The organism is Vibrio sp. MarTm2, from assembly GCF_027587055.1.
GTDB classification, from domain to species: Bacteria; Pseudomonadota; Gammaproteobacteria; order Enterobacterales; family Vibrionaceae; genus Vibrio; species Vibrio sinaloensis_D.
In genome coordinates this window covers 281,664-303,886 of the sequence record NZ_JAPPTK010000002.1, presented here as the reverse complement: position 1 = coordinate 303,886, position 22,223 = coordinate 281,664, and the positions used below count along the sequence as shown (strand labels likewise).

The window sequence follows — 22,223 nt, the reverse complement described above, 5'->3', positions numbered from 1 at the left end:
GTTCATATTTTTCCATTTTTAGACTCAATTCTATACAGCTGACATTATCGCTGTTCATCTTTATTGGGTACACTAAGCGCAGTTATTTTAGGAGCCTGACCTAATGCAAGAAATTAAATCATTCAATGAAAAACGCGCAGAAATCTATTGGTGGCTATCGAGCTTATTGGCGAAAGAGCTCACTCAAGAGGCGTTAGACCAATACCATTCAGCCGAGATTCGTTCGTTTCTCTCTGGGCTTGGCGACAACCCAGACCTAAAGCCTTCTGTCGACAACTTAGTTGATGCGCTAAATCGGCTCATGGACCGTGAAGACGCTCAGCTTGAACTAGCCGCAGATTTTTGTGACTTGTTCCTGAAATCAGACAGAGACTCTGCCCTTCCTTATGCGTCGATGTATGTAGGCAAAAGCGGACTACTTAACGACGAGCCGGCGAGAGAAATGGAAGCACTAATGCAAAAGCATGGTGTCCAAGTTGATGAAAACCTAAACGAACCTGCGGATCATATCGCGATTGAACTCGACTTTCTCGGCAATCTGATTATTCGCTCAAATGAACTTGAAAGTGATGTTGAAATGGAAAACGCACTTGAAGAGCAAGACAAGTTCATCAACCGCGCACTACTTAATTGGGTGCCAAAGTTCTCCGCTAAGTGCAAAACTTTAGATGATTTCGGATTCTACTCTGCCATTGTGACGTTAATGGTTGCGTTTATGGAACTTGACTCTCGCTACCTAAAAGGCGAATAAATACGAGCTTTTGTGACCACGAGCAGGGAACAAAAACCTTTTTATTTGCGCTTAGTTTGTTTGCGGTCTAGAATCGTGACCGCAAACGATAAAAATGAACGAATTAAATACAAACCGCTAATTATGAGCGGTTTTTGTGTTTCTGATACTTTCTGCCAGATTATCCTACACTTAGGAATATTGTTTCGTGGCAGTCATCGACAGGACAAAACCTTATGGCCACCATAAAAGACGTAGCGCGCTTAGCCGGCGTATCAACAACTACTGTATCTCACGTAATTAATAAAACGCGTTTTGTTGCCGAAGCGACCCAAGAAAAGGTCATGGAAGCAGTAACAGAGCTTAACTACGCGCCTAGTGCCGTTGCTCGAAGCTTAAAGTGTAATACAACACGAACGATTGGCATGCTGGTGACTCAATCAACAAACCTCTTCTTTTCAGAAGTTATTGATGGTGTTGAGAGTTACTGTTACCGCCAAGGTTACACGCTGATTTTGTGTAATACTGGCGGCATCTATGAGAAGCAACGCGACTATATCCGCATGCTTGCAGAAAAGCGCGTAGACGGCATCTTGGTCATGTGTTCTGACCTCACAGAAGAACTCAGCGAAATGCTTGACCGTCATAAAGACATTCCTAAAGTGGTTATGGACTGGGGCCCTGAAAGCTCACAAGCTGATAAAATCATCGACAACTCAGAAGAAGGCGGCTATCTAGCGACTAAATACCTGATTGAGCGTGGCCACAAAGATATTGCTTGTTTGAGCGGGCACTTCGAAAAAGCAGCATGTCAGGAGCGTATCGCAGGCTTCAAACGAGCAATGAACGAAGCGAACTTGGCAGTTGATGAAGACTGGATCCTTGAAGGTAACTTTGAATGTGACACTGCAGTCCTAGCCGCAGACAAGATTGTTGCAATGGATAAACGCCCGAGTGCCGTTTTCTGCTTTAACGATACGATGGCACTGGGTTTAATGAGCCGCCTACAACAAAAAGGTATCCGCATTCCAGAAGATATGTCCATTATTGGTTACGACAACATCGAGTTAGCGGAATACTTCTCTCCACCGCTCACGACTGTTCACCAACCGAAACGACGTGTCGGTAAGAACGCGTTCGAAATTTTGTTAGAGCGTATCAAGGACAAAGAACACGACAAGCGAGTGTTTGAGATGCACCCTGAAATTGTCGAGCGCAGTACCGTGCGCAACCTCAACAAATAACATCATTACTCAGCGCCTGACTCTTTGATTAATTATCAGTCAGGCGCATATAACCCACCAAATTACTGAACTAAGATCACATTTACTCACTACAAGTGTGATACTTACCTCAAATATTATTTATTCTTAACTTGTTCGAACAATGCCACGAACAGGGCAAACCATTTCGAAAGGATGGGACGCAAAGCCTCCGGCCTTAAGTATACTTATACAAGGTAGCGGGGTTGCCGATGGCAAAAATGCAAAACTAGTACATTAAGCTTTCTCGTAAACTGGACGCGTCTCAATACTGAGTATGAGCAGACATGGAATTCGTCGAGATTTTACGAAGTGTTTTCTTGTATGACACCTTACTGACAAAATTTCTGCATTATTTTGCTAATCTCTCGGACCTGAATTGGTGGCGTATACATATACACCGAGAAAATACAGCATGGATAAACCAATACTTAAAGACTCAATGAGACTATTTGAGCAACTTGGTCAAATTAAGTCTCGTTCAATGTTTGGCGGCTTCGGCATATTCGCAGATGAGACGATGTTTGCTTTAGTGGTCAACGATAAGCTTCATGTAAGAGCGGATGCTCAGTTAATCAAACAGTGCAATGCCCTTTCTTTGGAACCCTACGTCTACAAAAAACGTGGTTTTCCCGTTGTGACTAAATATTTTGCTTTGAGTGATGACATTTCCTCAGACAATGAAAAAACACTGGCATTGGCAAGACAAGCGCTGATCGCAGCAAAAGAAGAGAAAAAAGTACAATCGAAAGCGAAACCAAATCGCTTGAAAGACCTACCCAACCTGCGCTTGGCAACAGAAAGAATGCTAAAAAAAGCCGGGATTGACGATGTCGAGTCACTGGAAGAAGCGGGCGCTGTTAAAGCGTACAAGGCAATTCAATCGACACACTCAGCAGAAGTGAGCGTTGAACTGCTGTGGGCACTAGAGGGAGCAATCAAGGGCACACATTGGTCTGTTATACCGCAAAGCCGAAGACAAGAACTACTGAATAAATTGAGCAACTAGCTCAATCAACCGATGAAAAAGCCAGCACTTGCTGGCTTTTTTAGTCTCTAAGGAAATATTTTCTTCTCGCTCTCGTTCTTATTGTCTATATCAATCATTCCCTATACTAGCTTAAGTATGTAACTATAGGGTCAGAGTTATCCTTGCGAAGAGTATTAAAGGACGCAATTATGAATAAAAAATTGATCTTGGGGATAGTCTTAGTTGCGCTTATCGCCTTTCTGGCGATGAACTTTGGGCAATACCTGACGCTTGAAAATGCGAAAGCTCAGCAGCTTGCACTCTCAGATTACATCAGCGAAAACTTCGTCTTCGCCGCATTGACTTACTTTTTCGCCTACGTCGCCATAACCGCGTTTTCCATTCCTGGAGCAGCCGTTGTTACGCTTCTGGGCGCTGCGCTCTTTGGGTTTTGGACAAGTTTGCTGTTGGTCTCTTTCGCCAGCACCATTGGTGCCACGCTCGCCTTTTTAAGCAGCCGTTTCCTATTGCGAGACTGGGTGCAAGGAAAGTTTGGCGATAAGCTGAGTGCGATTAACCAAGGCGTAGAGCGTGATGGGGCGTTTTATCTATTCTCACTAAGGTTGATTCCTGTCTTCCCTTTCTTTCTTATTAATTTACTCATGGGATTAACGCCTATTTCGGCAGCTCGATTCTATTTTGTCAGCCAACTAGGTATGTTACCCGGCACAGCCGTTTACTTAAATGCGGGTACTCAGTTAGCGCAAATTGAGAGCCTGTCTGGCATTGTCTCGCCTTCCGTCTTAGCGTCATTTGCTTTACTGGGTCTTTTCCCAGTCATTGCGAAATGGGTCATGAATAAAATTAAGTCATCGCCATCCGCACAAAATGGCTCGGCGTCATGAAAATCTACTCAGCGAGTAATCCCCCCGAAGCTCACATTGTCTGTGAGCTTCTAAAGTCTCAAGACATCAGCTGTGAAGTCCGTGGTGAAGGGATATTCGGGTTGCAGGGAGAAGTCCCATTTGGTGAAAACAGCGAGCCTTATGTTTGGCTTTTAGAACCAAATAAGTGCAATCAGGCGAATGAGATCATCGACCAATTTAGGACAACGCAAAATGGTAGTGACTGGCACTGCAGTCAATGTGGAGAAGTCAACGAATCACAATTTGGGGTTTGCTGGCAATGCGGCACCGCGGCAGATTAAGTCGCCTTAATTTGCTGTTGTATAAAGGCAATCGAATGCTGATTGAACTCTTCCGGACGCTCTACATTACACACATGTCCACAATCAGGAATCTCAAGCAATTGACTCTGTTGGTGAACGGCAACCATCTCTTTCACTGGCTTAATAAACATGTAGTCTCGCTCTCCCATTAGATACAGCGTCGGAATTGGCAATTCTCTATCTTTGAAATACTTCATTAATGGGTTTACTTCTGCCGTGAGTATAAACCAGCGCTTAAACTCTTTCTGACACAGTTTTTTGGCTTCGCGGATAAACAGGTGACGTGATTCTTTCTGTGTCCGCTGTGGCATTACGATATAAGCAAACAAGCTGTATAACCACATATAAGGCACGATGTGTTTACATAAGTTACCTAGACGCACCAACACTTGTGAACGCGTGTTCAGGCGTGTTACTGCCCCACCCAACACCATGGATTTCACTCGCTCCGAGGCAAGCTCTGCGATATTTCTTACGATGATCGTGCCTAAAGACATCCCAACGAAGTGTGCTGATCGAATCTTGAGATGATCCAGAACTTGGAGAATGTCTTGCGTGACCGCCTTAAACGTGTAGCGGTTCGCCATGATCTCCTTTAGTAGCTGATTTGATCGTCCGTGCCCTCTTAGGTCTATGAGCAACAAATTAAAGTGCTGCTTGTACGCTTTGATTTGTTTAAACCAAATAGACGAACTGCCTCCGGCTCCATGCACAAAAACCACCCACTCATTGCTTGTTGGGTGTTCAAATGTTTTGTGAAATAGCATTTCAGAGTTCATAGTGACGTTCAGAGTTTCTTACTGGAATAACTTGGAAGCAGAAGATTAGCACAAACTAATGCAATTTTAATTCAGCTTATGTCATTTCGTGTTACTTATCTTGTCTAAAATTGAAAAAACACAAAAAAAGGCGTCATACGACGCCTCAATATACTTAGCTTGTTCCGTTAGCCATTGAGCGCACTGTGATAAAGCGTCAAATACTCATCCGCAGCTTTGCTCCAGCAGAAATTTTGCTCCATTGCGTATAGTTGCACTCGTTTTACTTCGTTAGGTTGTTGTGCGTAAAGCAACAACGAGCGCTGTAAAACAAGAAGCAACGCAATCGGTTCAGGCTCATCGAATACAAAACCCGTTGCGATCGCAGGGTTCTCATCGTAGTCGTTAACGCTATCTTTCAGCCCTCCAACACCTCGGACGATAGGCAAAGTGCCATAAGCCATACTATAGATTTGGTTTAAACCACAAGGCTCAAACTCCGAAGGCATCAAGAAGAAATCCGAACCAGCTTCAACTAAGTGAGCTAACCCATTGTCATAGGCCTCGACAAACTTGAATTTGTCGCTGAACAGCGCTTCCACCTCTTTCAGGCGCGAAGCCAATACCGGGTCACCGGTACCAACAATGACAAGTTGAACATCGTGCTTCAAAAACTGTGACAGGATAGGCAATAGGTAATGCACACCTTTTTGATTGGTAAGGCGACACACCATTCCATACATAGCGACATCTTTTTCAGCCAGTCCTACCGTTTCCTGCAAGCTGCGCTTACACGCTCGCTTACCCCTAACCATACTTTGGCGGTTAGCTCGATAGTTGGCAGGCAGGTATGCGTCCGTTTCTGGGTTCCAAGCAGAATAGTCACAACCATTTAGAATCCCCACTAGATCATCCGCACGACGCTGAAACTCGGCGGCCATGCCATGACTACCCAGTTCAGTTTTCAGTTCATTTGCGTAGCTTGGGCTCACAGCATTAATTTTATCTGCATTTAGCACCCCAGCTTTTAGCATGGTAACGTGCGAAGGGCTCACCGCCGCATCAGGTGCGTAACGAGCATGAAACTCAGGTAGGCATTGCAACTCATCATAGCTAAACACACCTTTAAAGACTGCATTGTGAATCGATAAAACACTTTTAGTTTTAGCGAAAAACGGGCATGAACCATATCGATGTCTAAGCAAAAATGGGACCAGTCCTGTGTGCCAATCATTGGCGTGAACAATATGCGGTTGAAAATCAAGCTTTTGCAACATATCTAGAGACGCAGCGCTGAAAAAGGCAAATCGCTCACCATTATCAGCGTAAGCTTGGTTATTTTCAGCGTACATTTCAGGGCGGTCAAAATATTGAGGACAATCGATCGCATAAACAACGACACCAGAAATCGACAGTTCACGAACTTTATAGGAGGTATGCGGCCAGTGCTCTAGCTGTGTTTCCAGAATGACTTGCGCTTGCTCTATCCCTTTTACATTTCGATAAGCGGGTAACGCTAAACGAACGTCTTGATTGAGTTCTCGGAGCGCTTCAGGAAGCGCCTTGGCCACGTCCGCCAAGCCGCCACTTTTGATCAATCCCTCGACTTCCGATGCTACGAATAGAATAGATAAATTCTTAGTAGCCAACACGAGCTCCTTTTGGAATAACTACGATGCCTTCATCGGACACATGGAAGTGCTTTTTATCTTCCGTAAGGTTCACACCAATTTGAGTACCCGGTGCGATATCAGCATCTTTATCGACAATTACACGACGCAATACACAGCCTTCGCCGACTTTCACGTCGCCCAGAAGGATACTTTCACTGATATCACACGCCGATGCAATATTACTGCGGAAGCCAAGCACACACTTCTCGATTCTTGAGCCACGCACATAGCTGCCGTTACATACTAGACTATCGATGATTTGTACACGCCCGTTATCTGAGTCAGTGAACGTTGCGGGTGGTAATGGTGGGTAGTAAGTGTGTAGCGGCCACTTGCGGTTATAGAGCGAGAAAGGTGCATCTTTTTCCAACAAGTCCATATGTGCTTCCCAGTACGCGCCAATCGTACCCACATCACGCCAGTATACTTCTTCCTTTTCACCTGTGATTCGGTTGGTGCTAAAGTCGTAAACGTAAACGTCTCCGCATGGGAACATTTTTGGAATGATGTCTTTGCCGAAATCATGGGACGAATCTGGGTTGTCCGCATCTTCAATTAACTCAGAGAACAATCGATCCGCTTCAAAAACGTAGTTACCCATTGAAACCAGTGCGTGCTCTGGATCCCCTGGGATTGACTTAGGATTTTCTGGTTTCTCCTGGAAGCCGACCATACGCCCTTCTGCATCGACTTCAATTACACCAAACTGCGAGGCTTCAGACAGTGGCATACGAAGCGCAGAAACGGTCAAGGCCGCTTGCTTTTCCTTGTGGAAATCGAGCATCTGCTTGATGTCCATTTTGTAAATATGGTCAGAGCCAAAAATACAGACTTGATCTGGTTCTGCCAACTCCATAAAACGTAAGTTTTGATAGATCGCATCGGCTGTCCCTTCATACCAACGCTTACCAGTGCGCATCTGCGCAGGAATAGGGTCGATAAAACGATCGGTAATTCCATTGATGTTCCAGCCTTTCTTCAGGTGATGGAACAAAGATTGTGATTTAAACTGAGTCAGTACGTAAATACGCATCAAATCTGCATTAACAAAGTTATTCAATGCAAAATCGATCAATCGGTAACTGCCGCCAAATGGCACCGAAGGTTTACTACGAGACTCGGTCAACGGACGCAAACGCGAGCCTTCTCCACCAGCAAGGATCATACCTAAAACACCAGCCATTCTATTCTCTCCATATAATATTTTTTCGGATAAGCATATTTTTTTATTGGGGGGCTTATCTCATTTCCTAAGAGCGCACGACACGATAAGGCATGCCACTCTACAACCTAACGTCGTTAGCAATCCCTACACAAAAAATGTGCAAGAGGTTTATTATAAGTTATCGTATTTCAAAAAGATTACAATTTAAAATATGCTGTACTAACAGCCGCACACGCATTACTTTCCATCACTCTGGGTTAGCTCACACAATGCCCTTCACCTGGTACAACTCCGTAACAGATTAACTACAAATTAGTGATACTTGCATGGATAACTGAGGCATTACTCGATTTTTAGAACAATTGAGATTGTAAATGTATGATTAAAAAAGGATTACAGATGCATGTTATGCAATTTGATCCGCAGGTGCTCGACAATGATGGATGTAGACCTTCTCGCCCGATTTTCCCTTAGCAAGATAAAGCGCTCTGTCTGCCATGGTCAAAGCTTCTTTTTCTGAGGAACCTGGATGAATAACGGTCCCTCCTATGGCCAAGCTGTCAGTGAGGCGTTGAAGGTGCTCACTGTCCATTTGCTCCGATAAGATGCAAGATTTAATTCGTCCTGCAAGCTGATTCAAACTGCACGGGTACTTTGTTCGTACCAAAACTATAAACTCATCGTCCTCCCAACGAGCGGCTTGGTCATAGACTCGGATCGCGTGACAAATCCCTCGCCCCGCGGCTGACAACGTAGATTCAAAACTTGCCGACGCCGTTTCAATCGTTTCGTCATCCGTTAACCCCAGATCTATCCAAATAAGGCCAAAGGCAGTTTGCTCTCTTTTAGAGCGTGCACTTTCCATTGCTAGCTCCTTCTCCAATCCTTTCTTATTCCACAACTGAGTCACAACATCGACCGTGGTTAACTCGTCAAGCGCTGCTGTACGCGAAACCACCATTTTATGGAGTGAGTGGCGACTTTTCGTTAGTTCTTCTTCTATAACAGACAAATGGTTTGCCAAGTCGCTACTGCGTTCACTAACAAAATAATCACTCTCCTTCGCGAGTTTGTGAATTCGCTGGGCAGAGATTTCAAGGGGCTTAACCCAAACATTCAGCCAGTAATAGTAAGAGAACCCTCCAAACAACAGCGTGATCACGACAAAGATGTAACCCAAATTGCTGTACGTCCAAGGCGGCAACATGCTCTCTACATCAACAAACGTGAGCTCATACCATCCCAACTCTTCAATGTAGTTGATGGAGACAACCGCTCGCCCTTGATTTTGCTCGATCATCAGGGACTCCGCCTCTTGACCGTATTTTTGCTTGCGCATGAATTGGGTCAGCACCTCCAAATCTTGGCGATTGGGGATCATCGATGCCAAGTCGGGCTTCTCAAACTTCGCATTTCTCAATGGATAATCGAACTGGCCAGATTCTAAAATCAGTTGAACCCTGTGCTTCTCATCTACAAAAAACGTTCTTAATGAAGAGGTATCAAGATGCGCCAACTGACTCGTAAAGAGATCAATATCCATCCCAGTCCCTACGATGCCGAGAAACTGACCTTTGTCGAGAATAGCTTGGTTGATCCAAACCTTAGTTCGATCGATATGGATGTCTTTCGCGATATTGACTGAAAGGCGTTGGCCTTGCGCTTTTTGGTCAAAATACCAAGTGTCAGTTACAGAGGTTGGCTCTAAATAGTAGCGAAGATATGATGGCTGGCGAATGCTGGGGACATCGTTGTAGTGATACGACAAGTCACCGTCAAGCGCGATAAAGAAATTCTTGGATTTGAATTGCCAACGATATCGTTCCAAAACAGCTTCTGCGGTACTACGATAGACTTCATCGCTCGCATTTCGGCCCCATGACACGATGTGCGGGTCTGTAGCAATCTTTTGGGCAAGTGCGACTTCTTCTAATATTGGTGCTAGCGTTTGCTCAATGTCATGCTGCGCAGCCACTTGGCTGTACTTCCAAATCAAATCTTGTACGACGCTATCTACAGCTTTCTTTGATACGGTATACGCGGTTACAGCAAACACACCACTGACCAGTATTAAGAACAGCAACAAGGTTTCTCTTAATTTCATATTATTATCCCAACTAACCCTTAACCAATAGAAGCTACTAACTAAGTTGTCAAAAGAGATAACCATGAAATAAGCAATAATCACCCTGAATACTCAAAAAGCATACATTCACTGCAACTAGCTACTACTTTAGTGATATGACGCGTATTAAAAAAGCAGCCAATTGGCTGCTTTCGTTGCGTTGAGCGAAAAGTCGTTACTTTTTCTTAGCTGGCTTTTTACGCTTATCCGTAATTTCCCATTTACCGTCAATGTAGAGCGCCGTGTAGCCTGATGGCTTACCATCTACTTCAGAGCGAACATAATTCTCTTTCGTTTTACGGCTAAAGCGCACAACCATTGGTAAGCCGTCTGGATCTTTCTCTGGCGCTTCAGTTAAGTAGTGGAACTTAGGTGAAATACGCTCTTTAAATCGAATCAGCTCTTCTACTAATGGTGCTCGAGTCTCGCGCGATTTAGGGAAAGTGCTAGCGGCTAAGAACAAGCCCGATGCTCCATCACGCAACACAAAGTAAGCATCAGAGTTTTCACACTCTAGCTCAGGCAGATGCACTGGATCTTCTTTCGGTGGAGCCACTTCGCCATTCTTTAGGATTTTACGCGTGTTTTTACACTCTTCACTCGTACAATCCATGTATTTACCAAAACGACCGTTTTTCAGCACCATGTCGCTGCCACATTTGTCACACTCGACAACGGGGCCATCGTAACCTTTTACTTTGTACTCACCATGCTCGACGACATAGCCTTCACAATTTGGGTTATTACCACATACATGAAGTTTACGCTTGTCATCAATCAGGTAAGCGTCCATTGCCGTTTCACAAATTGGACAACGTTTTTTCGCACGAAGGGCAGCGGTTTCGACGTCTTCTTCAAGAACGTTGATAATGCCGTCTTCATCACCGAGGTTAATCGTTGTTTTACAGCGCTCTTTCGGTGGGAGTGCGTATCCAGAACAGCCTAGGAATACACCGGTCGATGCCGTACGAATGCCCATTTGGCGAGAACACGTCGGGCATTCAATATCGGTATAAACGATATGATTTGGCTTCATACCGCCTTCTGCTTCATCCAGTTCCGCTTTCGCTAAGTCGCCAGTGAAATCCGCGAAGAAGTCATCGAGTACATTCTTCCAGTCCGCATCACCTTCAGCAATCTGGTCGAGCTTTTCTTCCATGCGTGAAGTGAACTCATAGTTCATTAGGTCGTCAAAACTGCCGTCTAAGCGGTCAGTCACAATCTCACCCATCTTCTCTGCATAGAAACGGCGTTGTTCAACTTTTACGTATCCACGATCTTGGATCGTTGAAATAATAGAAGCGTAAGTAGAAGGTCGACCGATACCACGTTTCTCAAGCTCTTTAACAAGTGCAGCTTCAGTAAAGCGCGCTGGTGGCTTGGTAAAGTGCTGCTTAGGATCAAGTGCAACCAGATCAATTTTATCGCCGACTTGAACCGCAGGAAGGATCTGGTCTTCATTTTTGCCCATAGGACGTTGAACACGAGTCCAACCATCGAACTTCAGAATACGTCCTTTGGCTTTAAGGGTGTACTCTGCCGCTTTCACGCTAACCGTTGTTGAGTCGTATTTCGCTGGCGTCATTTGACATGCAACGAACTGATTCCAAATTAATGAATACAGTTTGTGCGCGTCAGCTTCCATACCATTTAGGTCTTCGGCTTTGACAGAAACATCAGAAGGGCGAATTGCCTCGTGCGCTTCTTGTGCACCCTCTTTGCTTCCATAAACGTTCGGCTTAGCGGGTAAGTACGCATCACCAAACTCGCTACCAATGAAACCACGCACAGCATCCACGGCTTCTGAACTCAAGTTTGTTGAGTCGGTACGCATATACGTGATGTAGCCCGCCTCATAGAGGCGTTGAGCTAACATCATGGTTTTCTTAACGCCGTAGCCTAAACGCGTGCTAGCGGCTTGTTGAAGCGTCGATGTGATGTAAGGTGCTGATGGCTTACTAGACGTTGGGCGATCTTCACGTTTACAGACTTCGTATGCCGCTTTCTCAAGCACTGACATTGCCGACTTGGTTTCTGCTTCGTTAACTGGCTTAAACGCAACGCCGTCTTTTTGCGCCACTTGCAAGCGGAAATCTGTTTTGTCAGCCGTTTTAGTATCAGCATGAATGTCCCAAAACTCTTCAGGTATGAAAGCTTTGATTTCGCGTTCACGTTCTACCAATAACTTCACCGCTACCGATTGAACACGACCTGCTGACAAACCACGCGCTACTTTTTTCCAAAGTAAAGGAGAGACCATAAAGCCAACAACACGATCCATAAAACGACGCGCTTGCTGAGCATTGACACCCGGCATGCTTAACTCGCCCGGTTTTTCAAAAGCTTGTTGAATTGCGTTTTTGGTGATCTCATTGAACACCACGCGCTTGTATCGCTCTTCATCGCCACCGATGATCTCACGAAGGTGCCAAGCGATGGCTTCTCCTTCGCGGTCCAAATCGGTTGCGAGATAAACGCTGTCAGCGTCTTTGGCTAATTTTTGCAACTCAGCGACCACTTTTTCTTTGCCCGGAAGCACTTGATAGTTTGCTTCCCAGCCGTGGTAAGGGTCGATACCCATTTTTTTGATGAGCGCTTTGCGATCTTTTTCTTTTTTGATTCGCGCTTTTTCTTCAGCACTTAAGCCTTTGGTTGATACCGCAGCTGCTTTTTGACCCGTGCTTTGGCCAGCGGTCGGCAGATCACGTACGTGACCCACACTCGACTTTACAATAAAGTCTTTACCTAAATACTTATTGATGGTTTTCGCTTTGGCTGGCGACTCCACAATAACCAGTGACTTACCCATAATTGACTCAAGTGTCCTATAATGACGGCCAAACGACATTATCGTATGGCATACTTAATGCTTCAGTTCTTTTTTTACTATTGAGCGAGATTACAAGAAGATCAATATCTTTTTCAAAAATAAACTTTAACTGCTCGACAATTCGACGAAAGTCGATGGACTAGAAAGGGCCACATACTAAACGTCTGTTAATCCTAGATGCCAGTTTCTCAATAGTTTTTATGCCTCTTGTCACAAAACCAATCGTATGGGGGATTCCTGGCAGCTCGGTAAACCCTTGATCTAGACCATTTGCAATCCAACGGATTAATCTTAGAATCACCGCATTATTTCTTAGTGTTAACCATGAGCATAAACGAGTACGACTATGAGCGATAAGAAAGTTATCTCGCAGTTTGAACTGCTGATGATTGCGAATCACATCATCCAAGAACACGACGACTACATTGAAGGTATGCGCGCGGATAGCGTAGAAGAAAAAGACGGTGTGTTGGTTTTTAAAGGCAATTACTTTCTTGATGACAATGGGCTCCCAACCCCAAATACCACAGCCGTATTTAACATGTTTAAATACTTAGCTCATCACCTATCAAAAGAATTCACCTTAGAAGGTTGAAGATAAATAGAACAAGGGTTGGTATTCAGTACCAACCCTTGTTTCTGTTATGCCCTATCGAATATGACGATCAAACTTAAGAGCTCAACCCCGCCAACTTATCAAAGTAGTCAGGGAAGGTTTTTGACGTACACTTAGGGTCGTTGATTGTCACTGCCGTATCGCTTAATGCAACCAGTGAAAAACACATCGCCATACGGTGGTCATCATAAGTATCGATCGCTGCGTGAGTAAGCTTCGCTGGCGGATTGACGATGATGTAATCTTCACCCTCTTCCACTTCAGCACCAACCTTGCGCAGCTCTGTCGCCATTGCTGCTAGGCGGTCAGTTTCCTTCACGCGCCAGTTATACACGTTACGAATTGCAGTGGTCCCTTTCGCAAATAGAGCCGTCGTAGCGATCGTCATTGCCGCGTCGGGAATGTGGTTGAAATCCATGTCAACGGCTTTCAACTCGCCGACTCGCGAAATAACATAGTCGTCACCCCATTCGATCTGTGCACCCATTTTCTCTAGCGCATCCGCAAATTGAATATCGCCTTGAATGCTGTTTTTACCGATACCCGTAACTTTAATTTCCCCACCTTTAATCGCGGCGGCAGCAAGGAAGTAGGATGCAGATGACGCATCACCTTCAACCAAGAAATCCCCTGGCGCTACATACGATTGGCCTTTGCGGATAACAAACTCTTGGTAATTGTTGTTTTCAACGTGAACACCAAACTGTGCCATGATGTGCAGAGTAATATCGATGTACGGCTTCGAGACTAAATCGCCCACAATTTTAATCGTTACATCATCTTGCGCGAGTGGCGCAGACATCAAAAATGCTGTCAGAAACTGGCTTGAAATCGAACCGTCGATTTCGACCGTTCCACCTTTTAGTCCCGTACCGTGAATTTTAAGTGGCGGGAAATTCTCGTTCTCTAGGTACTCAACTTCTGCACCCGCTTGACGCAGGGCATCAACCAAATGGCCAATCGGGCGCTCCTTCATGCGAGGCTCACCAGTTAATACGTATTCACCTTGGCCAAGACATAGTGCTGCAGCCAAAGGGCGCATCGCAGTTCCGGCATTACCAAGGAAAAGCTCTAACACTTGCGCAGACTGAAAGGGCTGACCCAAGCCTTCGACCTCACATATTGTCTTATCTTCGGAGAGTTGATAGTGAACACCAAGCTGAGTCAGTGCGTTCAACATATGACGAATGTCATCACTATCAAGTAGATTGGTGAGTCGAGTCTTGCCTTTAGCAAGAGCGGCCAGTAGCAGGGCGCGGTTTGATACACTTTTTGAACCAGGCAGGTTCACTTGTCCAGAGACTTTATTGATTGGTTGTAACGTAAGGCTTTCCATTAAAATTGATATTCCTTGCTCGCACAGCGTTACTTACTGGGCGATGAAAAATTCTTCGTACTTGCAGACTATCTAAAATCCCTACGTAAAACCAGATCAAAACGGGTATTAACACTGAATAATTATGTCATCCGAGCTCATGATAGAAAACGAGATGCTCAATAGGTTTTATCGACTCTGACGCCTTCATCAAAATAGAGAATTCGGACGTCATCCCCTCGTTCGAATAACATCTGATTATCAACGTCTTGAATCACATCGATGAGCTGGCCTTTCTCTGTTTTGATCAGAATTTCAACCAATCTATATTCTATTCGATACTCTTGGTTGGCGTGGTTTCGAGCAACGCCCGCTCCAGCGATTGCGCCCACCGCAGTGGCTACTTCCTTCCCTCGCCCATCGCCAAATTGGTTGCCGATAACCCCGCCGACAACGGCACCCAACAAGGTTTCCCAACCAGAACCTTGTGCTTTTACAATATCTTGCTGGCTGATGTAACGGACTGTTTCAACTTTGCCAAACACGACATCATTAACCGGACGAGCCGTATTTCGCTGATATGCTGCATTGGCAATTAGCGGAAAAACCAATATGATCCACAATAATTTTTTCATTTTCATACCCTATTTCATGACGCTCTATCTTACCGAACTTGATCCAGATGAGATTTGGTTCCCTTCGCCACAAGATGCCTTGGACGACCCCAATGGTTTACTTGCTATCGGAGGCGACCTCCGCCCTGAGCGGCTTGTCTTTGCTTATCAAAACGGCATTTTCCCTTGGTATGGCCCCAATGAGCCCATCCTATGGTGGAGTCCTTCACCAAGAGCGGTGTTTAACCCTAAGACATTCAAACCCGCCAAAAGTCTCAAAAAGTTTCAACGTAAACACGGTTACTCCGTCAGTATAAATAGAGCAACAGAGTTAGTCATTGACCAATGTGCAGCGCTAAGGAGCCCAGAAGAAACTTGGCTGAATCCCGATATGCGGTCTGCCTATAAACGCCTTGCTAGTTTAGGTTATTGTCACTCTGTGGAAGTTTGGTCAAACGATGAGTTAGTAGGCGGTCTATACGGTTTATCCATTGGCCAGATCTTTTGTGGTGAGTCGATGTTTAGCGTAAAAACCAACGCGTCCAAAATGGCACTTTGGTTTTTCTGCCAACACTTCAAAGAGCATGGTGGTCAATTGATCGATTGCCAGGTGATGAATCCACACCTTCAATCGTTAGGCGCGTTTGAACTTGAAAGAGAAGAATTTGCTCAAAGCCTGCTATCATTTAATCAACACCCCGTAATGAAAGATTGTTTTAAACAACAGTGGCTAAAGTCACCAATTGAGGGAATAAATGAGCTCTGATCTACAACAGATCCGAATTGGACTCACAGACAGCCATCAATGCAGTTATTTAACCGACAGACAAGAGCGCGTCGCCGTTGCGCTCGATCCATCAATGCATTGTGGTTCGAGTTACGAAGTTCTGCTTGCCAACGGATTTCGTCGCAGTGGTGATACCATTTATAAACCTTACTGCGACAACTGCAGTGCTTGTCATGCGTTGCGAGTTTCTGTCCCTGACTTTCAGATGTCAAAGAGTCAAAAGCGACTGTTAAACAAAGCCAAATCCTTTGAATGGACGCTGAAAGAAAACATGGATGAGGATTGGTTTGAGCTTTACGCCCGTTACATTGAGGCGCGCCATCAAGCGGGCTCCATGTACCCTCCCAGGAAAAATGAATTTTCCTCATTTTCTGCTTGTGCGTGGCTGAATACTCAATACTTGCACGTCTACGATGATGGAAAGCTGATCGCTGTTGCCGTGACCGACATTTTGTCCAATAGTGCCAGTGCTTTCTATACCTTCTTTGACCCCGACTATGACCTCTCTCTTGGTACGTTAGGCGTGTTGTTTCAGCTTCAATATTGTCAACAACAAGGCAAACAGTGGCTCTATTTAGGCTATCAAATTGATGAATGCCCAGCGATGAATTACAAAGTCCGCTTTCAACGCCATCAAAGGCTAGTAAATCAGCGTTGGCAAGGGTAGAATACGCCCCAACTTTACATAATTCATTTTTAGCGGCATTATGCGCTGGTAAAAATTGCCCATTTTGAAAAGAGGATTAAATGGCTAAAGAAGACGTAATTGAGATGCAAGGCACTGTCCTTGATACTCTTCCAAACACAATGTTCCGTGTTGAGCTAGAAAACGGCCACGTAGTTACAGCTCACATCTCTGGTAAAATGCGTAAGAACTACATCCGTATTCTTACTGGTGACAAAGTAACTGTAGAGATGACTCCATACGATCTATCTAAAGGTCGCATCGTCTTCCGTGCTCGTTAATCTCCGACTGCCTCGTGCAATCAGAATTAGTCGAATACAACAAAAAAGCGAAGCCTAGTGCTTCGCTTTTTTGTATCTCATGATTATCCTGTTCTCAGCCACATAAATAGGTATTACTTCTACAAGCCGCTTGTTCATGATAAATAATCCCCCGATAGAACAGCAGGTATCGCATGCTTGTTCACAATACCCATTTATGCGCCCGTCACGTCAGATGAACATGATTGGGCTTCTGAGTAGGTATTATGCAACATGCATGGGCCAAATTCGGATAACTCATCACTAGGTGGCAATATTGATTTAGCGGCTTGTGGAATAATACCTACTTAGGCGCCCTCTGACTCTTAAGCTATTTACCCAGTGCTTCTTTGTAGTGCTCACGGCATACAGACACGTATCGGTCATTGCCACCAATCGCAACTTGATCACCTTCCGCAATCGCCACGCCATGCTCGTCGGTACGGATAACCATGTTTGCTTTACGACCACAGTGACAAATGGTTTTTAGCTCAACCAGTTTGTCTGCCCATGACAGCAGATATTTACTCCCCTCAAAAAGCTCCCCCAGAAAGTCCGTTCTTAAGCCGTAGCAAAGTACAGGGATATGGAGTTTATCCACCACTTCCGTAAGTTGATACACCTGCTCTTTCGATAAAAACTGGCATTCATCCACTAAAATACAATGACGTTTTTCGACTTCATTAAGAGCAGAGATTTCTTTATAAAGATTCGTTTCGCCATTAAATAGCTGCGCGTCAGACTGCAAACCGATTCGAGAGCTAACTTTTCCAACTCCGTAACGATCATCAAGTGCTGCAGTAAAGATGACTGGTGTCATACCGCGCTCTTGGTAATTAAATGATGATTGAAGAAGAGTGGTTGATTTACCCGCATTCATTGCCGAGTAATAGAAGTACATCTGAGCCACTGGGGTTTCCTGTTTAGAAATGTATAAAAACTAAAGAAAAGGGCTGAATGAACAGCCCTTATGAATGCTTGACTCTTACTTGCGACGCCATGTCGTGCCTTCTGGGCCATCTTCTAGGACGATGCCCATTTCAGTAAGCTTATCGCGCGCCATATCAGCATTTGCCCAATCTTTTGATGCACGCGAATCATTACGCAGTTTGATGAGCGCTTCAATTTCAGCCACTTCATCGTCATTGCCTGCATCACCTTTTAGGAAGGCCTCTGGATCTTGATGGAGAATACCGATCACGTCAGCGAGTTCACGCATTAATGCACCCAATGCACTCGCTGCTGTGATGTTTTCCGTTTTAAGACGGTTGATCTCACGAGCCATATCGAACAGAACTGAATACGCTTCTGGTGTATTGAAGTCGTCATTCATCGCATCCGTAAAGCGTGTCACATACTCTTCACCGCCAGCGGCATCTACCGATGCATCTAAACCACGAAGTGAAGTATATAGGCGCTCTAGAGAAGCGCGGGCTTGGTTAAGGTTCTCTTCGCTGTAGTTCAATTGGCTACGGTAGTGGCCAGACATTAGGAAGTAGCGAACCGTTTCGGCATCGTAATGACCTAGTACATCACGAATTGTGAAGAAGTTACCAAGTGACTTAGACATCTTTTCACGATCGACCATCACCATGCCACTGTGCATCCACGTATTCACGTAGTCTGTACCATGAGCACAGCAAGATTGAGCGATCTCATTTTCATGGTGCGGGAACTGAAGGTCTGAACCACCGCCATGGATGTCAAAGTGGTTGCCTAGAATAGACGAGTTCATCGCTGAACACTCAATATGCCAACCTGGACGACCTGCACCCCAAGGCGACTCCCACGTAGGCTCTCCTGGTTTAGACATTTTCCAAAGCACAAAATCTAGCGGGCTGCGCTTCGCCGATTCAACATCGACACGTGCACCCGCTTGAAGCTGGTCAAGATCTTGCTTCGATAGCTTGCCGTATTCGTCAAACTTCTCCACTTCAAACATCACATCACCGTTGCTTGCAACGTATGCAAAACCACGCTCAATCAGCTTTTCAACCAGCTCGATGATTTCTGCGATGAACTCCGTCGCGCGAGGCTCTACGTCTGGACGCTTCATGTTTAGCGCGTCAAAGTCAGCGTGCATTTCGCCGATTAAACGCTCGGTTAGCGAGTCGCATGACTCACCATTTTCATTCGCACGCTTAATGATTTTGTCATCGATGTCGGTAATGTTGCGAACGAACGTAAGATCGTAGCCCAAGTAACGTAGGTAACGCGAAACCACATCAAATGAAACGAATGTGCGACCATGGCCGATATGACAGAGATCGTAGATGGTTACCCCACAGACATACATGCCTACTTTACCGGCAGTGATTGGTTTGAATTCCTCTTTCTGTCTCGTGAGTGTGTTGTATATCTTTAACATGATCTCTATCTAATAATTAGGTGAAATAAAATAGTGTGCCAGTATATCAACTAGTCTTCGCTAAGGTAATCCCTCAAATGCGCAAAAAGCCGTCAATAACACCGATACTCAGGTCTCAACCCTCACTTTTCACGTATTAATGTCATAAAAGTTAAGATAGAATCTTGGGTTCAAATCAAAAACCATATGTAAAGGACATAGTCATGATCACCCTTCACACTAATTTTGGTGATATCAAAATTCAGCTAAACGAAGAGAAAGCACCAGAAACAAGCGCGAACTTCCTACAGTACTGCCGTGATGGTTTCTACGACAACACTCTTTTCCACCGTGTTATCGATGGTTTCATGATTCAAGGTGGCGGTATGGAGTCTGGCCTTCGTGAGAAAGCAACTCGCGCTCCAATCAAGAACGAAGCAAATAACGGTCTGAGCAATAAAGTGGGTACGCTAGCAATGGCTCGCACTATGGAACCGCACTCAGCAAGTTCTCAGTTCTTTATCAACGTAAACAACAACACATTCCTAGATTTCCGTAGCGAAAGCCTAGATGGTTGGGGTTACTGCGTATTCGGTGAAGTGGTTGAAGGCATGGACATCGTTAACAAAATTAAAGGTGTTAGCACTGGTTCATACGGCATGCACCAAGACGTACCTCTAGAAGATGTGCTAATCACAGGCACAACTATCGAAGAATAACGGTAGTTAGGAAGAGCCTCGCGCTCTTCCTTTTCTTTTAGGTAAGCTCACCCATGACAACACTATTTATCTCCGACTTACACCTTTCCCCTTCTACTCCTGAGATCAATGCTTGTTTCCGCAAATTCATGCGAGAAGAAGCGATTCATGCAGAAGCCCTTTACGTATTGGGCGATTTGTTTGAGTTTTGGATTGGCGATGACGACAAGTCCGATTTTGCCTCCGCCATCCGCGAAGAATTTAAGAGGCTCACAGAGAACGGCGTTCCTGTCTTCTTCACACAAGGAAATCGTGACTTTCTAGTGGGGAAACGCTTTGCTAAACAAACTGGTGTTACTCTGCTTGGTGATGAAACGACGATAGACTTATACGGAAGAAAGGCCGTTGTCTTGCATGGCGACACACTATGTACCCGCGATGTCAATTACCTAAAATATCGAGAGAAAGTTCACCAACCTTGGCTCCAATGGGTGTTCAATCGCATTCCGATGTTCATCAAAAAGAAGATCGTGTCTAAGGTTCAGTCTGATATTAAAGATGACAAGCAAACCAAATCGTTAGAGATCATGGATGTAACTCAAAGTGAAGTCGCACGCGTAATGGCAGCTCATGGTGTTGATCTGATGATCCATGGCCATACTCACCGCCCTATGGTTCACACATTTGATAGAAGTGGTACGACAAATACTAGAATTGTATTAGGGGATTGGTACACTCAAGGTTCCGTGTTGAGCTTTGATAAAGAATCCTTCGAACTTCAAACTAGACCGTTCAGCACCGACTAAACGATTGATTTTTCTCAATCAGCTCTGATATTTTTTATGCAGCAGAACATCTGCTGCGAGTCGTAAACCTATTCATTGAGCGCGGCATAAACCTTGAAATATTCGTACATTGCAAGACAACCTATACTTGATAAATCCAAAAAAACGGTTGGTTACGAGCTACTTTTTAGGGACGGACCCAAAAACACATTTCCCGCGATTGACCCTGAGCACGCAACCAGTCGATTACTCTCCGACCACTTTCTGTCTACTCATTACGCTACCTTGGGCGACAAACTTGGGTTTGTGAACTTTCCCTATCAAAGTTTGATCAATAAGGTGCCAACATTGTTCCCTGCAGACAGTTTGGTGATTGAGATTCTTGAAGATTGTGAACCTACAAGCGACTTGTTAGACGCAGTCAAAGAGATGGCTGCGCTCGGCTATAAAATCGCACTCGACGATTTTGTTCCCTCCAAAGAATGGCGGGCTTTTCTGCCTTTTGTATCCATCATAAAGTTTGATATTCAAGCGATTTCGCTGGACAAAGCACAGCTGTTTATTGATCGGTTCTCAAATAGCAATATTCAATTCTTGGCTGAAAAAGTAGAAACCCACGAGGAATTCGCTAGAGCCAAAAAAATGGGTTTTGACTACTTTCAAGGGTACTTTTTCAGCAAGCCTGAGATGATTCAAAGAAAGTCGCTTGAGCCTTCATTTATGACTGTTGTACAACTGTTGACGGAAATTTCCCATCAAGAGATCAACTATGCCAAAGTCGAATCACTGATCAGCACAGACGTCACCTTGTCTTATAAACTGCTCACCTACGTCAACTCTTCAGCACTTGTTAGCAACAAGATTCAATCGTTTAAGCAGGCATTGGTTTATCTAGGAGAAGACAAGCTTCGCAAGTTCATCTCATTGGTGGCGCTGGCTTCGACCCAAGAACACAAACCCGATTACTTGTATGGATTGTCAATTCAACGGGCCCGTCATTGCGAATTACTTTCCCGCTCATTAAGCCCAAAGCTCGAAGCTGGACAAGCCTTTTTGATGGGGATGTTTTCTCTACTAGATAGCTTACTTGATCGCCCAATCGAGCAAATCATTAATGAGGTTCCCGTCGAAGAGTCAATCAAGCTCGCATTGACAGAAGGTGCCGGCGAACTTGGGCAACTTCTTGGGCTAATCCGTGCTTATGAGAGAGCACAATGGGATGATGTCTCTCAGTACTGCTCAGTGCTAAAATTAGACCAACCTGCACTGAGCGAAAGTTACGAGAAGTCCGTTAAATGGACCGCTGAACTTCTCGCCGTACAACGATAAAACTTGG

21 protein-coding genes and 1 riboswitch are annotated in these 22,223 nt (G+C 44.9%); of the genes, 12 read left to right on the top strand and 9 right to left on the bottom strand.

The window, feature by feature from the left end:
• Window positions 1-103: 103 nt before the first annotated feature.
• From torD to OH458_RS05795, 5 genes are all read left to right on the top strand, one after another.
• Window positions 104-751 (top strand): molecular chaperone TorD, encoded by a 648-nt coding sequence (gene torD, locus OH458_RS05815; RefSeq protein ID WP_269977585.1) that lies wholly within the window; start codon window positions 104-106, stop codon window positions 749-751.
• A 215-nt stretch (window positions 752-966) separates the two neighbouring features.
• The gene (gene purR, locus OH458_RS05810; RefSeq protein ID WP_269977584.1) at window positions 967-1,974 is read left to right on the top strand and encodes an HTH-type transcriptional repressor PurR; all 1,008 of its coding nucleotides are present in this window, start codon (window positions 967-969) and stop codon (window positions 1,972-1,974) included.
• A 145-nt stretch (window positions 1,975-2,119) separates the two neighbouring features.
• Window positions 2,120-2,206: riboswitch (cyclic di-GMP riboswitch) on the top strand.
• A 201-nt stretch (window positions 2,207-2,407) separates the two neighbouring features.
• Window positions 2,408-3,001 carry a TfoX/Sxy family DNA transformation protein gene (locus OH458_RS05805; RefSeq protein WP_038138885.1) on the top strand — a complete coding sequence of 198 codons (594 nt, stop codon included), beginning with the start codon at window positions 2,408-2,410 and terminating at the stop codon, window positions 2,999-3,001.
• A 170-nt stretch (window positions 3,002-3,171) separates the two neighbouring features.
• Window positions 3,172-3,867, top strand: a complete 696-nt coding sequence (locus OH458_RS05800) for a TVP38/TMEM64 family protein (RefSeq protein ID WP_269977583.1) — start codon at window positions 3,172-3,174, stop codon at window positions 3,865-3,867.
• Window positions 3,864-4,169: a putative signal transducing protein gene (locus OH458_RS05795; RefSeq protein ID WP_269977582.1), complete on the top strand. Its 306-nt coding sequence runs from the start codon at window positions 3,864-3,866 to the stop codon at window positions 4,167-4,169. Before OH458_RS05800 ends, OH458_RS05795 begins: the two co-directional genes overlap by 4 nt.
• Here the strand turns inward: OH458_RS05795 and OH458_RS05790 are convergent.
• The 5 genes from OH458_RS05790 to topA form a co-directional block, all read right to left on the bottom strand.
• Window positions 4,166-4,969, bottom strand: a complete 804-nt coding sequence (locus OH458_RS05790) for an alpha/beta fold hydrolase (RefSeq protein ID WP_005470478.1) — start codon at window positions 4,967-4,969, stop codon at window positions 4,166-4,168. The genes OH458_RS05795 and OH458_RS05790 overlap by 4 nt on opposite strands.
• A gap of 167 nt (window positions 4,970-5,136) precedes the next feature.
• A complete protein-coding gene (glgA, locus tag OH458_RS05785) occupies window positions 5,137-6,597 on the bottom strand; it encodes a glycogen synthase GlgA (protein ID WP_269977581.1) in 1,461 nt (486 codons plus the stop codon).
• Entirely contained in the window at window positions 6,587-7,804 is a 1,218-nt protein-coding gene (gene glgC / locus OH458_RS05780; protein ID WP_038138894.1) for a glucose-1-phosphate adenylyltransferase, read from the bottom strand. Before glgC ends, glgA begins: the two co-directional genes overlap by 11 nt.
• Window positions 7,805-8,192: 388 nt before the next feature.
• A complete protein-coding gene (locus tag OH458_RS05775; RefSeq protein WP_269977580.1) occupies window positions 8,193-9,890 on the bottom strand; it encodes a GGDEF domain-containing protein in 1,698 nt (565 codons plus the stop codon).
• A gap of 196 nt (window positions 9,891-10,086) precedes the next feature.
• Window positions 10,087-12,720 carry a type I DNA topoisomerase gene (gene topA / locus OH458_RS05770; RefSeq protein WP_269977579.1) on the bottom strand — a complete coding sequence of 878 codons (2,634 nt, stop codon included), beginning with the start codon at window positions 12,718-12,720 and terminating at the stop codon, window positions 10,087-10,089.
• Between the two features lie 367 nt (window positions 12,721-13,087).
• On the opposite strand from topA, the gene OH458_RS05765 reads away from it, so the two are divergent.
• Window positions 13,088-13,336 (top strand): YciN family protein, encoded by a 249-nt coding sequence (locus tag OH458_RS05765; protein WP_038138902.1) that lies wholly within the window; start codon window positions 13,088-13,090, stop codon window positions 13,334-13,336.
• A 76-nt stretch (window positions 13,337-13,412) separates the two neighbouring features.
• Here the strand turns inward: OH458_RS05765 and aroA are convergent, their stop codons facing one another.
• Together aroA and OH458_RS05755 are read right to left on the bottom strand one after the other, a co-directional pair.
• Complete coding sequence (gene aroA, locus OH458_RS05760) at window positions 13,413-14,693, bottom strand: 3-phosphoshikimate 1-carboxyvinyltransferase (RefSeq protein WP_269977578.1); 1,281 nt, start codon at window positions 14,691-14,693, stop codon at window positions 13,413-13,415.
• Window positions 14,694-14,851: 158 nt separating this feature from the next.
• Entirely contained in the window at window positions 14,852-15,307 is a 456-nt protein-coding gene (locus OH458_RS05755) for a glycine zipper 2TM domain-containing protein (protein ID WP_038139125.1), read from the bottom strand.
• 16 nt (window positions 15,308-15,323) lie between these two features.
• Here OH458_RS05755 and aat point away from each other — a divergent pair, with 16 nt between their 5' ends.
• The 3 genes from aat (at window position 15,324) to infA (ending at window position 17,039) form a co-directional block, all read left to right on the top strand.
• Window positions 15,324-16,052, top strand: a complete 729-nt coding sequence (gene aat / locus OH458_RS05750; RefSeq protein ID WP_269977838.1) for a leucyl/phenylalanyl-tRNA--protein transferase — start codon at window positions 15,324-15,326, stop codon at window positions 16,050-16,052.
• Complete coding sequence (locus tag OH458_RS05745) at window positions 16,042-16,740, top strand: arginyltransferase (RefSeq protein ID WP_269977577.1); 699 nt, start codon at window positions 16,042-16,044, stop codon at window positions 16,738-16,740. The genes aat and OH458_RS05745 overlap by 11 nt, the downstream gene beginning before the upstream one ends.
• Window positions 16,741-16,820: 80 nt before the next feature.
• Window positions 16,821-17,039 carry a translation initiation factor IF-1 gene (gene infA / locus OH458_RS05740; RefSeq protein WP_001040192.1) on the top strand — a complete coding sequence of 73 codons (219 nt, stop codon included), beginning with the start codon at window positions 16,821-16,823 and terminating at the stop codon, window positions 17,037-17,039.
• Window positions 17,040-17,388: 349 nt separating this feature from the next.
• Here the strand turns inward: infA and OH458_RS05735 are convergent, their stop codons facing one another.
• Complete coding sequence (locus OH458_RS05735; RefSeq protein ID WP_269977576.1) at window positions 17,389-17,967, bottom strand: thymidine kinase; 579 nt, start codon at window positions 17,965-17,967, stop codon at window positions 17,389-17,391.
• Window positions 17,968-18,042: 75 nt separating this feature from the next.
• Complete coding sequence (gene cysS, locus OH458_RS05730) at window positions 18,043-19,425, bottom strand: cysteine--tRNA ligase (RefSeq protein ID WP_269977575.1); 1,383 nt, start codon at window positions 19,423-19,425, stop codon at window positions 18,043-18,045.
• 203 nt (window positions 19,426-19,628) lie between these two features.
• On the opposite strand from cysS, the gene OH458_RS05725 reads away from it, so the two are divergent.
• From OH458_RS05725 to OH458_RS05715, 3 genes are all read left to right on the top strand, one after another.
• Window positions 19,629-20,123, top strand: coding sequence for a peptidylprolyl isomerase (locus tag OH458_RS05725; RefSeq protein WP_038138919.1), 495 nt, complete (start codon window positions 19,629-19,631; stop codon window positions 20,121-20,123).
• A 53-nt stretch (window positions 20,124-20,176) separates the two neighbouring features.
• The gene (lpxH, locus tag OH458_RS05720; RefSeq protein ID WP_269977574.1) at window positions 20,177-20,908 is read left to right on the top strand and encodes a UDP-2,3-diacylglucosamine diphosphatase; all 732 of its coding nucleotides are present in this window, start codon (window positions 20,177-20,179) and stop codon (window positions 20,906-20,908) included.
• A gap of 93 nt (window positions 20,909-21,001) precedes the next feature.
• Entirely contained in the window at window positions 21,002-22,216 is a 1,215-nt protein-coding gene (locus OH458_RS05715; RefSeq protein WP_269977573.1) for an EAL and HDOD domain-containing protein, read from the top strand.
• Window positions 22,217-22,223: the final 7 nt, after the last annotated feature.